Here is a 16,540-nt window from a genome sequence, read left to right as displayed (position 1 = left end):
CCGCGGAGTATGAGCGCCCGGGCGGCGGCCGCGGCCCGATCGGACGGGCGGACCGGACGCGCGGCCGGCGCCGCCGCCGCGTCGTCACGAGGCATGCGCGTCTGCCTGCGGACGGTGAGCGGCCCGTGCGCTCAGTTCGGCGGCAGGTGCGGTTCCGCGGAGGCGCTCCAGGCGGTGCCGCCCTCGGCCACCGTCCGGATCGCGGCCAGCAGTTCCGCCGGGTTGCCGTCCTTGAGCAGGAACCCGGCGGCGCCCAGGGCGTGGGCCCGGCGGACGTGGTCGACGGTGAGGCTCCCGGTCAGCACGACGACGCGGGAGCCGGGGTCCTCGAGCAGCAGCCGGCGGGCGGCCTCGAGCCCGTCGACCCGCGGCATGGCGATGTCCATGAGGACGACGTCGGGGCGGGCCTGCCGGGCGGCCTCCGGGACCTCCTCGCCGTCGCTGCACTCGGCGACCACCGAGAGGCTCGGCGCCGAGTCGAGCAGCTCCACGAGGGCATCGCGGACCAGGTCGTTGTCGTCCACGACCATGACCCTGATCATGACCGCCCCTCGCTCCCGGGCACCGGATCGGCAGCGCCGTCCCCACGACCTGGGCACGGCGCCCGTCCGAGCCTCCTCGCCGGAGCCGGACCCGGCCACTCGGGAGCAGCGGTCAGGCGCGGCCGGCGGCGTCGGTGAGCAGGTCGCGGGTGAGCTCGACCTGCCAGTCGCGGGCGCCCCCGGCGCGCAGCGCGGCGGCCAGGGAGGCGGCGTCGCGCGGCTCGGGCGGGCTCCACATGAGCCGGCGCACCAGGTCGGGGGAGAGCAGGTTCTCCACCGGGACGTCGTGCTTGGTCGACAGCTCGGCCAGGCCGGTGCGGGCCGCCTGCAGCCGGGTGGCGGCCGCGGGGTCGCGGTCGGCCCAGCGGTTCACCGGCGGCGGCCCCTCGCCGGGGCGGCTGTGCGGCGGGAGCTCGTCCTCGGGCAGCGCGCGGCCGCGGGCCAGCGCGCCGAACCAGGTGGCGACCAGGCGGCGGTTGGCGCGGCCGCGGAAGACCGGCAGCTCCAGCAGCGCGCCCTCGGTCTGCGGGTCGGCCTGCACCGCGGAGACCATCGCGGCGTCGGGCAGCACCCGGCCGGGGGCGACGTCCCGCTTGCGGGCCAGGTCGTCGCGGGCCTGCCACAGCGACCGCAGCATGCCCAGCTGGCGGCGGTTGCGCAGCCCGTGCACGCCGGAGGTCCGCCGCCACGGGTCCGGCTTCGGCGCGGGCGGGCCGGCGGCGAGGACGGCCTCGAACTCCTGCCGCGCCCACTCGGTCTTGCCCTGCTCCTCGAGCAGCGCGGCCAGCGCGTCGCGCAGGTCGACCAGCACCTCGACGTCGAGGGCGGCGTAGACCAGCCACTCCTCGGGCAGCGGGCGGGTGCTCCAGTCGGCGGCCGAGTGGCCCTTCACCAGCGAGTAGCCCAGCAGCGACTCGACGACGGCGGCCAGACCCACCCGAGGCAGCCCGGCCAGGCGGGCGGCGAGCTCGGTGTCGAACAGCCGGCGCGGCACGAGCCCGATCTCGGCGAGGCAGGGCAGGTCCTGGTTCGCCGCGTGCAGCACCCACTCGGCGTCGGCGATGGCGTCCTGGACGACGGACAGGTCCGGCAGTGGGACCGGGTCGATCAGCCCCGTCCCGGCGCCGGCGCGGCGCAGCTGCACGAGGTAGGCGCGCTGCCCGTACCGGTAGCCGGACGCGCGCTCGGCGTCGACGGCGACCGGCCCGCTGCCCGCCCGCAGGGCCTCGGCGTACTCGACCAGCGCGGTCGAGGTGTCGATGACCGCGGGGAGCCCGTCGCGGGGGGCCAGCAGCGGGGTGGCGGGGGGAGCGGTCTCCTCCGCCTCGGCGGCGGGCCCGGTCTCGAGGGGCTCGGTGCTCAGGACTGGGTCACCTTCTCGCCCTCGTCGTCGTCTGTCCGGCCCCCCGATGTTAGAGAGTCCCGCCCCCGGCCGGTCCGGTGGGACCCAGCAGGTGCACCCCGGGCGGCGGCAGCCCGGCCGCGTTGCCCATCACCTCGAGCCAGGCGGCCAGGTGCCGGTCCAGGGCCGTGTCCTCCGCCGTCCAGGACGCGCGGATCTCCACGTCGACGGTGTGCTCGGGCCCTGCGAGGTCCCCGAACCGGGTCGACGCGGTGCGGGTCACCGTGCCGCCCAGGGCGTGGTAGGTCGCCCCGGCCTCGGCGAGGGCGTCGGTCAGCCAGCTCCAGGCGACCTCGGAGAACATCGCGTCGTCGACCAGGTGCTCGTCGGTCTCGGCGGACAGGAAGCCCACGCAGCGGGTGGTGCCGTCCCACGCCGCGTGCCCGGCGGGGTCGTGCAGCACGATGAACCGGCCGCTGGCGATCTCCTCCGGGTCCTCGTCCTCGGCCGCGTCCGGGTCGCCGATCCGGGCCCCCAGCGCGTGCGCCCAGGGGGCCAGCCGCTGCGGCGCGGGGATCCGCTCGACGAGGATCTCGGGGCGCACCTGCAGACCGGCGAGGGCCTCGAGCGCGGCGCGGAAGTGCGCCGGCGGCTCCTCGCCGGAGGCCGGTCCCTCGCCGGGGCCCTCTCCCGGGCGCCCGGCCAGGCTGCGTGGCTCCACGTCCGCAGGGTAGGTCCGCACCCGGCCCGGCGTCGCCGACGCGCCGCATCCGATCTGGGAGGATCGCCGGTCGTGACCCCTGCTGCGGACCCTGCTGACTCCGATCTGGTCCGCGCGGCGCGCGGTCTCCCGGTCCGCCGGACCCCGGTGTGGTTCATGCGGCAGGCCGGCCGCTCGCTGCCCGAGTACCGCGCGCTGCGCGCCGGCACCAAGATGCTCGAGGCCTGCCAGGACCCCGACCTGGTCACCGAGATCACCCTGCAGCCGGTCCGCCGGCACGGCGTGGACGCGGCGATCCTGTTCTCCGACATCGTGCTGCCGCTGGTGGTGGCCGGCGTCGACATCGAGATCAAGCCGGGCGTCGGGCCGGTCGTGGCGAGCCCGGTGCGGTCGGTGGCCGACGTCGACGCACTGCCCGACCTGGAACCGCAGCGGCTGGAGTTCCTCGCCACCGCCGTCCGCCGGCTGGTCGCCGAGCTGGGCGCCACCCCGCTGATCGGCTTCGCCGGGGCGCCGTTCACCCTCGCCACCTACCTGATCGAGGGCGGCCCCTCCAAGGAGCACGCCCGCACCAAGGCCTTCATGTACGCCGAGCCCGAGGCCTGGGGCCGGCTGCTGGACAAGCTCGCCGTCTCGGCCGCGACCTTCCTCCGCACCCAGGTCGACGCCGGCGCCTCGGCGATCCAGCTGTTCGACTCCTGGGCGGGCGTGCTGTCGGCGGCCGACTACGCCGAGCGGGTGCTGCCGCACTCGCGGGCGGTGTTCGACGGCCTGGGCGACCGGGACGTGCCGCGCATCCACTTCGGCGTCGGCACCGGCGAGCTGCTCGCGCTCATCGGGGACGCCGGCGCCGACGTCGTGGGCGTCGACTGGCGGGTGCCGCTGGACGAGGCCGTCCGCCGGATCGGCCCGGCCCGGTCGGTGCAGGGCAACCTCGACCCGGCGGTGCTGCTGGCCGACCGGGGCACCGTCGAGCGTGAGGTGCGCCGGGTGGTCGAGCAGGGCCGCGCCGCCCGCGGGCACGTGTTCAACCTCGGCCACGGCGTGCTGCCCGAGACCGACCCGGACGTGCTCACCCGGGTGGTGGAGCTGGTCCACGACCTGACCGCGCGGTGAGCTCCGCCCCGCGCCGCCTCGTCGTCGTCGGGGCCGGGATCACCGGCCTGGCCGCGGCCTTCGAGTGGCGCCGCCGGCGGCCGGACGACGAGGTCGTCGTCCTGGAGGCCGGCGGCCGGGTCGGCGGCAAGCTGGACCGGGTCGAGCTCGCCGGGCACTGGTACGACACCGGCCCGGAGGCGATGCTCGCGCGGGTGCCGGAGGCGGTCGACCTGGTCGAGCGGCTCGGGCTGGCCGACCGGCTGGTGCGCCCGGCCACCACGCAGGCCGCCGTGGTCCTGCCGGAGGGCCGCTTCCCGCTGCCGGCGGGCACGGTGCTCGGCGTCCCCGCCTCGGCCGACGGCCTCGCCGGGGTGCTCACCCCGGACGGCGTCGCCCGGGTGGCCGCCGAGGCCGGGCTGCCGCCGCTGCGCCTGGACGGGGACGTCGCCGTCGGCGCGCTGCTGCGGGAGCGACTGGGCGACGAGGTGGTCGACCGCCTGGTCGAGCCGCTGCTCGGCGGCGTCTACGCCGGGCGGGCCGACGAGCTCTCCCTGGCCGCGGCCATGCCGCAGCTGGCCGCGCACCTGCCGGAGGCCGGGTCGGTGCTGGGCGCCGCCGCGGCCGCGCGAGACGCCGGGGCGCGCAGCCGGTTCGACGCCGACGCCCCGGTGTTCGTGACGGTCGCCGACGGCATCGGCTCGCTGCCCGCGGCCCTCGTCGCGGCCTCCGGGGCCGAGGTCCGGCTGCGCACCCCGGCGCACGGGCTGACGCGGGCCGCCGGGGGCTTCGAGCTCGCGGTCGGGCCGGCCGCGGCGCCGGAGACGCTGGCCGCCGACGCCGTCCTCGTCACCGCACCGGCGCCGAAGGCGGCGCGGCTGCTCGGCGCGGTCGCCCCCGGCGCGGTCGAGCCGCTGGCCGGGATCCCGTACGCCTCGATGGCGGTCGTCGCGATGGCGTTCCCGGCGCAGGACGTCCCGCCCGGCTCCGGCCTGCTCGTCCCGCCGGTGACCGGCCGGCTGGTCAAGGGCGTCACCGTGTCCTCGGCGAAGTGGCCGCACCTGACCGGCGAGCACCTGCTGGTGCGCTCCTCGGTCGGCCGGTTCCGCGCCGAGGAGGAGCTGCAGCGCGACGACGCCGACCTGGCCGCCGCCGTGGTCGCCGACGTCGCCGACCTGCTGCAGCTGGCCCGGCCCGAGCCGGTGGCCACCCGGGTCGTCCGCTGGGGCGGCGGGCTGCCGCAGTACCTGGTGGGGCACCGCGAGCGGGTCGCCGCCGTCCGCGCGGCGGTGGCGGGGGTGCCGGGGCTCGCGGTGGCCGGGGCGGCGTTCGACGGCGTCGGCGTCCCCGCGTGCATCCGGGACGCGACGGCCGCGGTCGAGGCGCTGCTCGCCTAGTCCGGGCCGCGGGCGACCAGCGTGGCCAGCTCGGTGCGGTTGGCCGCGCCGAGCTTGGCCAGCACGTTGCGCACGTGGCTCTCCACGGTGCGCTCGGACAGCACCAGCTCCTCGGCGATCCGCCGGTTGGTCCAGCCCCGGGCGACGAGCGTGGCGATCTCCCGCTCCCGGGCGGTCAGCGGGTCCGCCGCGCGGGCGGCCCGGCCCGCCCGCTCGGTCAGCGCGGCGGCCTGCCGCTCGGGCCCGGGCATGCCCAGCCGCCGCGCCTCGGCCGCGGCCGAGCGGGCCAGCTGCCCGGCGCGGGCCAGGTCGGCGCGCTCCCCGCGGTCGAGCAGCGCGCCGGCCAGGCCCACCCGGTCGAGCACGGTCGCCGGCCGCGCGCCGGTCCCGGTGTCGACCGCCAGGGCCTGCTCGAACCAGTCGACCGCCTCGTCGAGCCGGCCGCGCACCACCGCGAGCCGGGCCACCAGCGAGGCGTAGGAGCCCTGGCAGTAGACGCCGGCGCCGCCCGCGGCGTACGGCTCGCGGGCCAGCTGCTCGTGCAGCAGCTCGGCGGCGGCGACGTCCCCGAAGGCCTCGACCAGCGGCACGAGGTTCAGCGGCACCCCGCCGGAGGCGACGAAGTCGGGGTCGGGGAGCCGCTGCCGCAGCAGCTCGTACCGCGCCGCGGCCTCCTGCCGCCGGCCCCGCAGCAGGTCCACCAGGGCGCGGCTGACCAGCACCACCGGGACGTCGCTGGCCCGGTCGAGGGTCGCGAGCACCTCGTCGTCCCACGCGCTGCCGTGGCCGGTGACCAGCACGTGCTGCAGGCCGAACGCGTCGGACAGCCCGACGGTGGACAGGTCGCCGGCCAGCTCGCTGGACCCGATGGTGCGGGCCTCCTCGTTGAGCGCCAGCGCCTCGTCGAACCGGCCGAGCAGGGCCGCCAGCGAGGCGCGCAGCCGGCGGTCGTGCCAGCGGACCAGCGGCAGCCGGGTGCCGGCGGCCAGCGCGGAGACCCGGTCCAGCTCGTCGCGGACGACGTCCATGTCCCCGGTCTCCAGGCCGGCGTCGATCCGCCACTTCGCGCCCCACAGCTCGACCAGCGGCTGCCCGGTGCCGGCGGCGTGCTCGATCGCCAGCCGGCCCAGGTCCATCCGCTCGGCCACCCCGAGGGCGGTCGGGCTGGCCTTCATCCGGGCGCGGACCGCGTCGAGGACCGCCTCGGAGTCGCCGCAGCCCCGGGCCAGGTCCAGCGCCTCCGCGGCGTTGCGGGCCGCGGCGCCCATCCGGCCCGCATCGGCCTGCACCGACGCCAGCTGGGAGAGCAGCCGGGAGCGCAGCGCCGGGGAGCGCCCGCCGTCCACGGCGGCCAGCGCCCGCTCGCACATGCGCACCAGCGAGGGCGGGAACTCCGGTGCGCCGACGTCGTGGACGGCGAGCGCGGCCGCGGCCAGCAGCGCCGGGTCGCCGGCGGCGGCCGCGGCGTCGGAGCCGGCCAGGGCGTGCTCGAGCGCGGCGTCGAAGCGCCCGGCGCGGAACTCGGCGGTGGCCAGGTCGACGAGCAGCCCCGCGCGCTCGGCGTCGTCCGCACCCGCCCGCCGCACGCAGTCCAGCGCCGTGCCGAGGAACCGGGCGGCCTCGTCGAAGGCGAGCAGCCGGGTGGCCGTGGCGGCGGCCCGCCGGGCCCACGCCGCGGCGCGGCGCAACGTCGCCGCGTCGGCGGGGGTCCGCAGCCAGTGCCCGACCACCAGCCCGGCGACGGCGTCGTCGGTGTCGGCCAGGAGCTCCAGCGCCTCCCCGGCCCGGCGGTGCAGCTCCTCCCGGACGCTGGGGGCCAGGTCGGCGTGGACGGCGTCGCGGACGACGGCGTGGGCGAACCGCCGGCGGCCGGGGGAGTCCGGGACCGCGGTGAGCACCCCGGCGCGGACGGCGGCGTCCAGGCCGGCCGCCACCTCGGCGGGTGGCCGCCCGGTGACCGCGGCCAGCCGGCCGGCGTCGACCTCCTCGCCGAGCACGGCCGCGGCGTCGAGCAGGTCGAGGGCCGCCGGCGGCAGCGCGGTCAGCGTCGCGCGGACCAGCGCGCGCAGCTCCGACCGCCCGTCCGGCCGGCCGCCGTCGGCCGGCGCCCGGGCGACCGCGCGCAGGTAGAGGGGGACGCCGCCGCTGCGCCGGTGCACCGCCCGCACGACGTCGTCGGTCGCGGTGCCGGCGGGGAGGTAGGCCCGGACGTCGTCCTCGGTGAGCGGCGGCAGGGTCACCGACCCGGTGCCCGGCTCGCGCAGCAGGCCGGGGAGCGCGCCGTCCAGCGGCCGGCCGGACCGGGCGCCGTCGGGGTCCCGGTGGGTGGCCAGCACCAGCAGCCGCGACCGGGCCAGCTCGCCGGCGAGGTGCCGCAGCAGCCGCAGCGAGCTCTCGTCGGCCCAGTGCAGGTCCTCCAGGACGACGACCAGCCCGGCGTCCGCGGCGCAGTCGAGCAGCGCGTCGGTCGCGGTGGCGGCCAGCCGGAACCGCGCGGCGTCGGGGTCGGCGCCCCCGCCGGCCCGGTCGACCTCGGCCAGGGCGCCGGCCACCGCCGCGGCGGCGGCCGGCAGCGCCCGCAGCACCCGCCGCCACGGCCACAGCGGCGGCGCCCCCGGGTCGTCGACGCAGCGGCCCCACACCACCGGCGCGGGCGAGCCGGCGACGGCCTCCTCGACGGTCCGGGTCTTGCCGATGCCGGCCGGCCCGGACAGCAGGACGAGGCCGCCGCTGCCCGCGGCGGCCGCCGCGATCCGTGCGGTCAGCCCGGCCAGCTCGGCGTCCCGGCCGACGAAGCGGCCGCCGTCGGTGACCGCCGTCCCGGTGCCCACGGCGGGAGTATCCGCGCGCAGCGCGCCCCTGGGTACCGGTCCGCGCCGTTCCTCCGTACCGGGGATCCGTGCTGCCACGGATGTCCCGGCCCGGCCGCCGCCGGATCGTTCCCGTCGACGGGACCGGGGCCGCCGGTCCCCCGCAGGAGAGGGGCTCCCCGTGTACGCCACCATCCACACCACCAGCGGACCGACCGTCGCGGCGGCGGCCGGGACCGTCGCCCTCGCCGCCCCCGACCGCTCCGGGACGACGACCGTCGCGCTGTGGCCGGACGAGGCGGCCGCCGCGGGGACCGGGGCCCGGGTGCACCGGGTCACCGACGTCTTCCGCGGCCGCGCCGCCGGCCGCCGCCCGCTGTTCGCCCAGGTCGTCTGGGTCAACGGGGACGGCGACCGGACGCGGGCCGACGCCGCCGAGCGCGACGGGCGGGAGCGCATCTGGCCGGCCGTCCAGCACCTCGAGGGCATCGTCGAGGTGCTGGCGCTGCGCAGCGCCGACGACCGGATCGTCGTCGTCGCGCTGGCCATCGACCGGGAGACCCACGAGCAGGTGCGGCGCGCGATCACCAGCACGCCGCTGCTCCCCGACGAGGACCCGACGCTGCTCACCGGCCCCGACCGCGTCGACGTCGTCCGCGTCCTGTCGGCCGACCTGCCGACGGCGGTCCGGTCGTGACCGCCGGCCTGCGGCCCCCGGCGCTCGCGGCCGGCACCTGGGTCGCCTCCGACTGCCGCACCCGCGCCGCCTTCACCGTGCGCGGCCTCACCGGCCCGGTCACCGGCACCGTCGCCCTGACCTCCGGCGCGGTCGAGGTCGATGCCGCCGGGGGGCCGCGGCACGCCCGCGCCGAGTTCGACCTGCGCACCGTGTCCACCGGCATCGCCCGGCGCGACGCCGACCTCCGCAAGCCGCACCTGCTCGACGCCTCGGGGTACCCGGCGATGACCTGGTCGGCCGACCGCTTCACCCGGGACGAGGACGGGGCGTGGACCGCCGACGGCGTGCTCCGCCTGCGCGGCACCTCCGCGCCGCTGGCCGTCCGGGCGGTGCCCGAGGTGCGCGCCGGACGGCTGCGGCTGCGCGGCACCGCCACGATGGACCGCCGGTCGGTCGGCATCCGCGCCCCGCGGCTGCTCATCGGCCGGGAGGTCACCATCGACGTCGACGCCTGGCTGACGCCGCTGCGCGGGTGAGGCCCGGGGGTGAAGACGTGGCCGGGGCCACCGCGGCACCGGGCATGCCGGCCGGCCCGCCGCCGTTGGATCCGGGGTGAGAACTCCGCACGACCAGTCCGTCCAGATCCTCGGGACCCGTCGGCCGACCCGGTGCCTCCGGCACCGGGTCTGGATGGCCGCCTGCGACGACTGCCGCGACGCCCACCGCGACGCCCTCCGCGACGCGGTGGCCCCCGCCGGGCAGTCGCCCGCACCGGCCGCCTGACGCGCCGGCCGACGGGCGTCCTCGTCCCCCCGGGCATCCCGCCCGGGGGGACGAGTCGTCTCCGGGGCCCGGACGCCCGCCCCCTGGCGCGGGAGACAATGGCGGCATGAGCGAGCAGACGGAGCAGAAGAGCATCGGCAAGCGGGCCAACGAGCTCAACGCCCAGATCCGCTACACGATGTGGTCGGTGTTCCGGCTGACCCGCCCGCTCGTCGACGAGCAGCGCGCCGCGCTGGCCGACGAGGTGCAGGGCCTGTTCGACGAGCTCGCCGGCAAGGACGTCGTCGTCCGCGGCACCTACGACGTCGCCGGCTTCCGGGCCGACGCCGACCTCATGGTCTGGTGGCACGCGGCCAGCGCGGAGGCGCTGCAGGAGGCCTACACCCGGCTGCGCCGCACCGCGCTGGGCCGGCAGATGGAGCCGGTGTGGTCGCAGTTCGCGCTGCACCGGCCGGCCGAGTTCAACCGCAGCCACATCCCGGCGTTCCTCGCCGACGAGGAGCCGCGCCGGTTCGTGTGCGTCTACCCGTTCGTGCGGTCCTACGAGTGGTACCTGCTGCCCGACGAGGAGCGGCGGGACATGCTCAAGGAGCACGGCATGCAGGCCCGCCCCTACCCGGACGTGCGGGCCAACACGGTCGCCTCGTTCGCCCTCGGCGACTACGAGTGGATGCTCGCCTTCGAGTGCGACGAGCTGCACCGCATCGTCGACCTGATGCGCGACCTGCGCGCCAGCCGCGCCCGGCGGCACGTGCGCGAGGAGGTGCCGTTCTACACCGGCGTCCGCAAGCCCGTCGCCGAGCTCGTCACCGACCTGGCGTGAGCGGAGGGGGGGGGGGGGGGGGGGGGGGGGGGGGGGGCGGGGGGGGGGGGGGGGGGGGGGGGGGGGGGGGGGGGGGGGGGGGGGGGGGGGGGGTGCGGGGGGGGGTGCGGGGGGCCCCGACGCTGGGGGGGCGGGGGGGCCGGGCCCCCGCGCGGGCGCGGGGCCCCCGCCACCCCCTCGCCCGGGGGTCAGTGCAGCGCCTTGAGGCCGATCACGCAGCCGACGATCCCGGCCACCAGCAGCAGCCGCAGCGCGCTGACCGGCTCGGTGCCGGTGACCATGCCGATCAGCACGGTGAGTGCGGCACCGATGCCCACCCACACGGCGTACGCGGTGCCGGTGGGCAGCTCCCGCAGCGCGTAGGCGAGGCCGGCCATGCTGAGCACGAGGGCGACGACGAACACCAGCGACGGGCCCAGCCGGGAGAACCCCTCCGAGCGGCCGAGGGCGGTGGCCCAGACGGACTCCAGGACACCGGACAGGACGAGCACGAGCCAGGACACGACGGCCTCCCCACGAGGTCGCCGTCTTGTCGCTGTCCGGGTACGGCGCCGCTCGTCCGGGGGCCTGGTGGACCCACCCCCATGCTCCCACGCGGGGTGCCGGTCAGCGGGAGAAGTGGGTCACCGGCCGCTCCCGCCGGACGCCGTCGAGCACGACGTCGACCGCCTCGTCGAGGAACGCGACCAGCCCCGCGATGGGCTGCACCGCGGCGAGCGGGAAGTCGTAGCTCCAGGCGACGTCGGCGGGACCGCCGGGCACCGACCAGTAGCCGGTGGTCCGGCCCTTGTACGGGCAGGAGGTGACGGTGGCGCTCGGCGTCAGGTGCGCGAAGCGGACGTCGGTGCGGGGCAGGTAGTACCGGGTGGGCAGGCCGGTCTCGAACAGCAGCACCGGGGACGAGGACTCGGCCAGCACCACGCCGTCCAGCTCCACCCGCACCCGCCGCTGCGACCGGAGGGCGTCCACCCGGGCGTAGGGGCTGCGGGGGTGGACGAAGACCTGCTCGTCCTCCTCGAACCACGCGTCCAGGGCGGACCACTCGAACCGCAGGTGCCCGGCGAGCGGCCCGTCGGTGTAGCACCAGCCCGCGGCCGGCCGCACCGTGCCGCCCGACCGCAGCCCGTACCGCCGGGCCCGCCCCAGCGGCCGGTCCTCGTCGGCGCCCTCGTCCACCAGGACGGCGGCGTCGACGTCCTCGCGCGGAACGTGGAACTGCGGGTAGGGCGGCCACTCCCAGCCGTACCGGGCGGCGGTGGTGTCGAGCACGACCCGGCCGTCCAGCACCGCGCGCACCCGCCGCGGCACGGGCGCGACGTGCCCGGCGGGGACCAGGGTCTGCGGGTAGTCGGTCACGGCCGCGATCCTGCTCCCGCGCGGCCCGCCCGTCAGCTGTTCGGGCAGTTCTCGTCGATCCAGGTGCCGACACGCTCGAAGGCCGGGCCGACGAACGACTGGGCGTCCGCGATGAGCTCCAGCGCCTGCTGCTCGGCGTCCGGGGCGGCCGGGTCGATCGCGGCCACGGCGTCCCGCAGGTCGGCGAAGCCCGTGCGCGACTCCTCCCAGTCGTCGGCGATCTCCGCCGGCGGCTCGAGCGCGTCGAAGGCGTCCACGGCCTGCTGCAGCGCCGCGACCAGCGCCTCGACGCCCATCCCCTCGGCGTCGTCGAACGCCTCGTCCACCTCGCCGAAGACCTGCTCCCCGTCGGTGCAGAACTCGTCGAACTCGCCGCCCCCGGCCGACGGGCTCGACGAGGACGAGCTCGACGACGAGCTCGAGGGGGAGCCCGTGGTGGCCGGGCTGGCGCTGCCGTCGACCTCGTCGCTGCAGCCGGTCAGCAGCAGGGCGGCGGAGAGGACGGCGGGCGCGAGGACGCGGATCGGACGCACCCGGACACGCTAACCAGCCGGGCGGGCCCCCGCCGGATCGGCGCCCGGCCGGGACCGCGCGGCGTCGTACCGGTCGAGCAGGACGGCGGTGACCCGGGGGTCGGGCAGCAGCGGGGCGGTGACCGCGTCCGCGCCGGCGGCGGAGAGCTTGTCGGCGAAGTGCCCCGGCGCCAGCAGGTAGGCCGCGACGACGACCCGCTCGGCGCCGGCCCGCCGGGCGGCGGCGACGGCGTCGGCCACGGGCGGGACGGCCGCCGAGCCGAAGCCGGTGGTCACCGGGCCGGCCCAGGACCGCTGCAGCAGGTCGGCGGTGTCCTCCACGTCGGCGACGGCGCGCGGGTCGCTGGACCCGGCGGCCGCCAGCACGACCGCGGTCAGCGGGTCCCGCGGGTCGGCGCCGGCGGCGAGCAGCCGGTCGGTGAGGACCTCGACCAGCCGCGGGTCCGGCCCCAGCGGGCGGGCCGCGACGACCCCGGCCCGGCCCTCCACGGCGGCGGCGACGTCGACGTGCACGTGGTAGCCGCCGGACAGCAGCAGCGGGACGACGACGGCCTCCCGGCCCTCGGCGGCCAGCCCGGCGACGACGTCGGCCACCGTCGGCGGCTGGACGTCGACGAACGCGGCGGTGGTGTCCAGGCCGGGGCGCAGCGCCCGGGCGGCCAGGGCGAGCTCGGCGACCAGCCGCCGCCCGGCCGGGTTGCGGGTGCCGTGCGCGCAGGCGACCAGGACGGGATGGCCCGCTCGCAGGGGCCCGCCGCGAGCCTGCGAGGGGTGGGGGGCGAGGGGGTCCTTCACCACAGGCCGGACAGCATGCCGCCGTCGACCGGCAGCATGACGCCGGTGAGGTAGGAGGCGGCGGGGGAGAGGCAGAAGGCGGCGACCCGGCCGAACTCCGCGGGGTCCCCGTAGCGGCGCAGCGGGATCGACGCCTCCGAGGCGCGGCGGGCGGCCTCCGGGTCGCCGCTGCGGTTGTCGATCTCGACGATCCGGTCGGTGGCGATGCGGCCCGGCAGCAGGCCGAACACCCGGATGCCGCGCGGCCCGAGCTCGGTGGCCAGCGACTTGGCGGTCATCGCCAGGCCGGGCCGCAGGCCGTTGGAGATGGCCAGGTGCGCGATCGGCTCCCGCACCGAGGTGGACAGCACCAGCCCGATCGCGGCACCGTCCCCGAGCGCGGGGACCAGGGCCCGGACCAGCCGCAGCGTGCCGAGCAGCACCGAGTCGATCGCGACCCGCCAGTCGTCCTCGCTGCTGTCGAGGACCGTGCCGGGCGTCGGCCCGCCGACGCTGATCAGCGCGCCGTCGAGCCGCCCGAGGCGCTCGCGGCCCTCGTCGACCAGCCGCTGGGCGGCCGCGGCGTCGGCGAGGTCGGCCGCCGTCCCGAACGCGTCCGGCGCCCCGCCCAGCTCCTCGGCCGCGCGGGCGACGGCGTGGGGTGTGCGGGCGCTGACCAGCACCCGCGCGCCGTCGTCGACGAGGGCCCGGGCGGCCGCGAACCCCAGCCCCCGGCTCGCGCCGGTGAGCAGGTAGCCGCGGCCGCCCAGGCCCAGGTCCATCGGTGCGTCAGCCCTGCCGCAGCGAGCGCAGGACGTACTGCATGATCCCGCCGTTGCGGTAGTAGTTCGCCTCGCCGGGGGTGTCGATCCGGACCCGGGCGTCGAACTCGACGTCCCCGGCCCTGACCTTGACCGTGCGCGGGGTCTCCCCGTCGTTCAGCGCGGTGATCCCGGTGATCGAGAACTCCTCGTCGCCGCTCAGGCCGAGCGACTCGCGGTCCTGGCCCTCGGGGAACTGCAGCGGCAGCACGCCCATGCCGATGAGGTTGGAGCGGTGGATCCGCTCGTAGCTCTCGGCGATGACCGCCTTGACGCCCAGCAGCGCGGTGCCCTTGGCCGCCCAGTCGCGGGACGAGCCCGAGCCGTACTCCTTGCCGGCCAGGACGACCAGCGGGACGCCGGCGTCGGCGTAGGCGACCGACGCGTCGTAGATCGTCGTCGTCTCGCCGGTGAGGTGGTTCTTGGTGACCCCGCCCTCGGTGCCGGGCACCAGCTGGTTGCGCAGCCGGATGTTGGCGAAGGTGCCGCGGATCATGACCTCGTGGTTCCCGCGGCGGGAGCCGTAGGAGTTGAAGTCGCGCCGCTCGACGCCGTGCTCGGACAGGTACTTCCCGGCCGGGCTGTCGGCCTTGATCGAGCCGGCCGGCGAGATGTGGTCGGTGGTCACCGAGTCGCCGAGCACGGCCAGCGTGCGGGCGCCGGTGATGTCCTGCACGGGGGCCGGCTCGGCCGGCATGCCCTCGAAGTACGGGGGCTTGCGGACGTAGGTGCTCTCCGTGTCCCAGGAGAAGGTGTCCCCGGTCGGCGTGGGCAGGTTCTGCCACTGCTCGGTGCCGGCGAAGACGTCGGAGTAGCTGCGGCCGAACTGCTCGGCGGAGACCGCCTGGTCGATCGTCCGCTGGACCTCCTGCGGGGAGGGCCAGATGTCGCGCAGGTACACGTCCTGGCCGTCGGAGCCCTTGCCCAGCGGCTCGGTGGTCAGGTCGAGGTCCATCGTCCCGGCGAGCGCGTAGGCGATCACGAGCGGCGGGCTGGCCAGGTAGTTCATCTTGACGTCGGGGTTGATCCGGCCCTCGAAGTTGCGGTTGCCCGAGAGCACGGAGACGACGGCGAGGTCGGCCTCGTTGACCGCCGCCGACACCGGCTCCGGCAGCGGGCCGGAGTTGCCGATGCAGGTGGTGCAGCCGTAGCCGACCAGGAAGAAGCCGAGCTTCTCCAGGTACGGGGTGAGGCCCGACTTCTCGTAGTAGTCGGTGACGACCTTGGAGCCCGGCGCCAGCGTGGTCTTGACCCAGGGCTTGGTCTCCAGCCCGGCCTCGACGGCCTTCTTGGCCAGCAGCGCCGCACCGATCATCACCTGCGGGTTCGAGGTGTTGGTGCAGGAGGTGATCGCGGCGATCACGACGTGGCCGTGGTCGACGAAGGTCTCCCTGCCGTCCTCCAGGACCACGCGGGTCGGCTTGGAGTTCCGGTCGGCGGCCGGGGTCCCGTGGACGGCGGCGTGCGGCTTGCCGCTCTCCCCGTTGCCGGAGGCGAACGGGCTGGCCGGGTCGGAGGCGGGGAAGGTCTCCTCGACCGACTCGTCGACGCTGGAGCCGGCGTCGCGGGGCGCGTCGTCGTCGTCCTCCTGGATCTCGTCGATCGGGGCGTAGGTCGGCAGCGCCTCGCGGAAGGAGGCCTTGGCGTCGGAGAGGGCGACCCGGTCCTGCGGCCGCTTCGGGCCGGCGATCGAGGGGACGACGGTGGAGAGGTCCAGCTCGAGGTACTCGGAGAACGCCGGCTCGCGCGACGGGTCGTGCCAGAGGCCCTGCTCCTTGGCGTAGGCCTCGACCAGCGCGACCTGCGCGTCGCTGCGGCCGGTCAGCCGCAGGTAGGTGATGGTCTCCTCGTCGATGGGGAACATCGCGGCGGTCGAGCCGAACTCCGGGCTCATGTTGCCGATCGTGGCGCGGTTGGCCAGCGGCACCGCGGAGACGCCCTCGCCGTAGAACTCGACGAACTTCCCGACGACGCCGTGCTGCCGCAGCATCTCGGTGATGGTCAGCACCAGGTCGGTGGCGGTCGAGCCCTCGGGCAGCTCGCCGGTCAGCTTGAAGCCGACCACGCGCGGGATGAGCATGGACACCGGCTGGCCGAGCATCGCGGCCTCGGCCTCGATGCCGCCGACGCCCCAGCCCAGCACGCCCAGGCCGTTGACCATCGTGGTGTGGCTGTCGGTGCCGACGCAGGTGTCGGGGTAGGCGACGGTCCGGTCGCCCTCCTGCCGCGGGAAGACCACGCGGGCCAGGTGCTCGATGTTGACCTGGTGGACGATGCCCATGCCCGGGGGGACGACCTTGAAGTCGTCGAACGCCGTCTGGCCCCAGCGCAGGAACTGGTAGCGCTCGCCGTTGCGCTGGTACTCGATCTCGACGTTGCGCTCGAACGAGTCCGGGGTGCCGAACACGTCGGCGATCACCGAGTGGTCGATGACCAGCTCGGCCGGCGCGAGCGGGTTGATCCTGCTCGGGTCGCCGCCGATCTCGGCCATGGCCTCGCGCATGGTGGCCAGGTCGACGATGCACGGGACGCCGGTGAAGTCCTGCATCACCACGCGGGCCGGGGTGAACTGGATCTCCTCGCTCGGCTCGGCCGACGGGTCCCAGTTCGCCAGCGTGCGGATGTGGTCGGCGGTGATGTCCGCGCCGTCCTCGGTGCGCAGCAGGTTCTCGAGCAGGACCTTCAGGCTGAAGGGCAGCTTCTCGGAGCCCTCCACCGCGTCGAGCCGGTAGATGTCGTAGTCGGTGCCCTCGACGCTCAGCGTCGCCCGTGCCCCGAAGCTGTCCTTGCTCGCCACTGCTGTGCCTACCCCTCGCTGGTCCGTCGCGACGGGTCCCGCCGCGCTCGTTGCCACCCCCGATCAT

General features: G+C 77.0%; 15 protein-coding genes and 1 riboswitch. Of the genes, 5 read left to right on the top strand and 10 right to left on the bottom strand.

The genetic code is table 11. From position 1 onward, the window contains the following. Positions 1–131 precede the first annotated feature (131 nt). The 3 genes from ACI79F_RS18100 to ACI79F_RS18090 all read right to left on the bottom strand — a co-directional run bounded on the left by ACI79F_RS18100 (position 132) and on the right by ACI79F_RS18090 (position 2,605). Positions 132–542 carry a response regulator gene (locus tag ACI79F_RS18100; protein ID WP_456546478.1) on the bottom strand — a complete coding sequence of 137 codons (411 nt, stop codon included), beginning with the start codon at positions 540–542 and terminating at the stop codon, positions 132–134. A 112-nt stretch (positions 543–654) separates the two neighbouring features. Then, complete coding sequence (locus ACI79F_RS18095; RefSeq protein ID WP_456546520.1) at positions 655–1,905, bottom strand: ribonuclease D; 1,251 nt, start codon at positions 1,903–1,905, stop codon at positions 655–657. A gap of 49 nt (positions 1,906–1,954) precedes the next feature. Beyond that, positions 1,955–2,605, bottom strand: a complete 651-nt coding sequence (locus ACI79F_RS18090; RefSeq protein ID WP_456546477.1) for a DUF3000 domain-containing protein — start codon at positions 2,603–2,605, stop codon at positions 1,955–1,957. A 72-nt stretch (positions 2,606–2,677) separates the two neighbouring features. On the opposite strand from ACI79F_RS18090, the gene hemE reads away from it, so the two are divergent. Next, entirely contained in the window at positions 2,678–3,721 is a 1,044-nt protein-coding gene (gene hemE, locus ACI79F_RS18085) for a uroporphyrinogen decarboxylase (RefSeq protein WP_456546476.1), read from the top strand. Next, positions 3,718–5,097: a protoporphyrinogen oxidase gene (gene hemG / locus ACI79F_RS18080; RefSeq protein ID WP_456546475.1), complete on the top strand. Its 1,380-nt coding sequence runs from the start codon at positions 3,718–3,720 to the stop codon at positions 5,095–5,097. Before hemE ends, hemG begins: the two co-directional genes overlap by 4 nt. Here the strand turns inward: hemG and ACI79F_RS18075 are convergent. After that, entirely contained in the window at positions 5,094–7,928 is a 2,835-nt protein-coding gene (locus tag ACI79F_RS18075; protein ID WP_456546474.1) for an ATP-binding protein, read from the bottom strand. The genes hemG and ACI79F_RS18075 overlap by 4 nt on opposite strands. Before the next feature lie 160 nt (positions 7,929–8,088). On the opposite strand from ACI79F_RS18075, the gene ACI79F_RS18070 reads away from it, so the two are divergent. From ACI79F_RS18070 to hemQ, 3 genes are all read left to right on the top strand, one after another. Continuing rightward, positions 8,089–8,604 carry a hypothetical protein gene (locus ACI79F_RS18070; RefSeq protein ID WP_456546473.1) on the top strand — a complete coding sequence of 172 codons (516 nt, stop codon included), beginning with the start codon at positions 8,089–8,091 and terminating at the stop codon, positions 8,602–8,604. Then, positions 8,601–9,122, top strand: coding sequence for a YceI family protein (locus ACI79F_RS18065; RefSeq protein WP_456546472.1), 522 nt, complete (start codon positions 8,601–8,603; stop codon positions 9,120–9,122). Before ACI79F_RS18070 ends, ACI79F_RS18065 begins: the two co-directional genes overlap by 4 nt. A 353-nt stretch (positions 9,123–9,475) precedes the next feature. Then, complete coding sequence (gene hemQ / locus ACI79F_RS18060) at positions 9,476–10,192, top strand: hydrogen peroxide-dependent heme synthase (RefSeq protein ID WP_456546471.1); 717 nt, start codon at positions 9,476–9,478, stop codon at positions 10,190–10,192. A gap of 188 nt (positions 10,193–10,380) precedes the next feature. On the opposite strand, the gene ACI79F_RS18055 is transcribed toward hemQ, so the two are convergent. The 6 genes from ACI79F_RS18055 to ACI79F_RS18030 all read right to left on the bottom strand — a co-directional run bounded on the left by ACI79F_RS18055 (position 10,381) and on the right by ACI79F_RS18030 (position 16,473). Continuing rightward, positions 10,381–10,695 carry a DMT family transporter gene (locus tag ACI79F_RS18055; RefSeq protein WP_456545774.1) on the bottom strand — a complete coding sequence of 105 codons (315 nt, stop codon included), beginning with the start codon at positions 10,693–10,695 and terminating at the stop codon, positions 10,381–10,383. Between the two features lie 15 nt (positions 10,696–10,710). Beyond that, positions 10,711–10,775, bottom strand: a riboswitch (guanidine-III (ykkC-III) riboswitch). A gap of 23 nt (positions 10,776–10,798) precedes the next feature. Continuing rightward, positions 10,799–11,548 carry a DUF427 domain-containing protein gene (locus tag ACI79F_RS18050; RefSeq protein WP_456545773.1) on the bottom strand — a complete coding sequence of 250 codons (750 nt, stop codon included), beginning with the start codon at positions 11,546–11,548 and terminating at the stop codon, positions 10,799–10,801. Positions 11,549–11,580: 32 nt separating this feature from the next. Then, positions 11,581–12,081, bottom strand: a complete 501-nt coding sequence (locus tag ACI79F_RS18045; protein WP_456545772.1) for a hypothetical protein — start codon at positions 12,079–12,081, stop codon at positions 11,581–11,583. Positions 12,082–12,090: 9 nt separating this feature from the next. Further along, a complete protein-coding gene (locus ACI79F_RS18040) occupies positions 12,091–12,879 on the bottom strand; it encodes a sirohydrochlorin chelatase (RefSeq protein ID WP_456545771.1) in 789 nt (262 codons plus the stop codon). After that, positions 12,873–13,637, bottom strand: coding sequence for an SDR family oxidoreductase (locus ACI79F_RS18035; protein ID WP_456545770.1), 765 nt, complete (start codon positions 13,635–13,637; stop codon positions 12,873–12,875). The genes ACI79F_RS18040 and ACI79F_RS18035 overlap by 7 nt, the downstream gene beginning before the upstream one ends. A gap of 7 nt (positions 13,638–13,644) precedes the next feature. After that, on the bottom strand, positions 13,645–16,473 hold the full coding sequence (locus tag ACI79F_RS18030; RefSeq protein ID WP_456545769.1) for an aconitate hydratase: 2,829 nt from the start codon (positions 16,471–16,473) through the stop codon (positions 13,645–13,647). Positions 16,474–16,540 lie beyond the last annotated feature (67 nt).

It is taken from the genome of Blastococcus sp. SYSU D00868 (assembly GCF_054050575.1).
The sequence above is the reverse complement of the archived record's forward strand: the minus strand, read 5'-3'. Positions and strand labels throughout refer to the sequence as shown.

Coding starts and splice junctions, on each gene's coding strand:
- ACI79F_RS18100 (WP_456546478.1), bottom strand. CDS start 542: ATGATCAGGGTCATGGTCGTGGACGACAACGACCTGGTCCGCGATGCC.
- hemQ (WP_456546471.1), top strand. CDS start 9,476: ATGAGCGAGCAGACGGAGCAGAAGAGCATCGGCAAGCGGGCCAACGAG.
- ACI79F_RS18035 (WP_456545770.1), bottom strand. CDS start 13,637: ATGGACCTGGGCCTGGGCGGCCGCGGCTACCTGCTCACCGGCGCGAGC.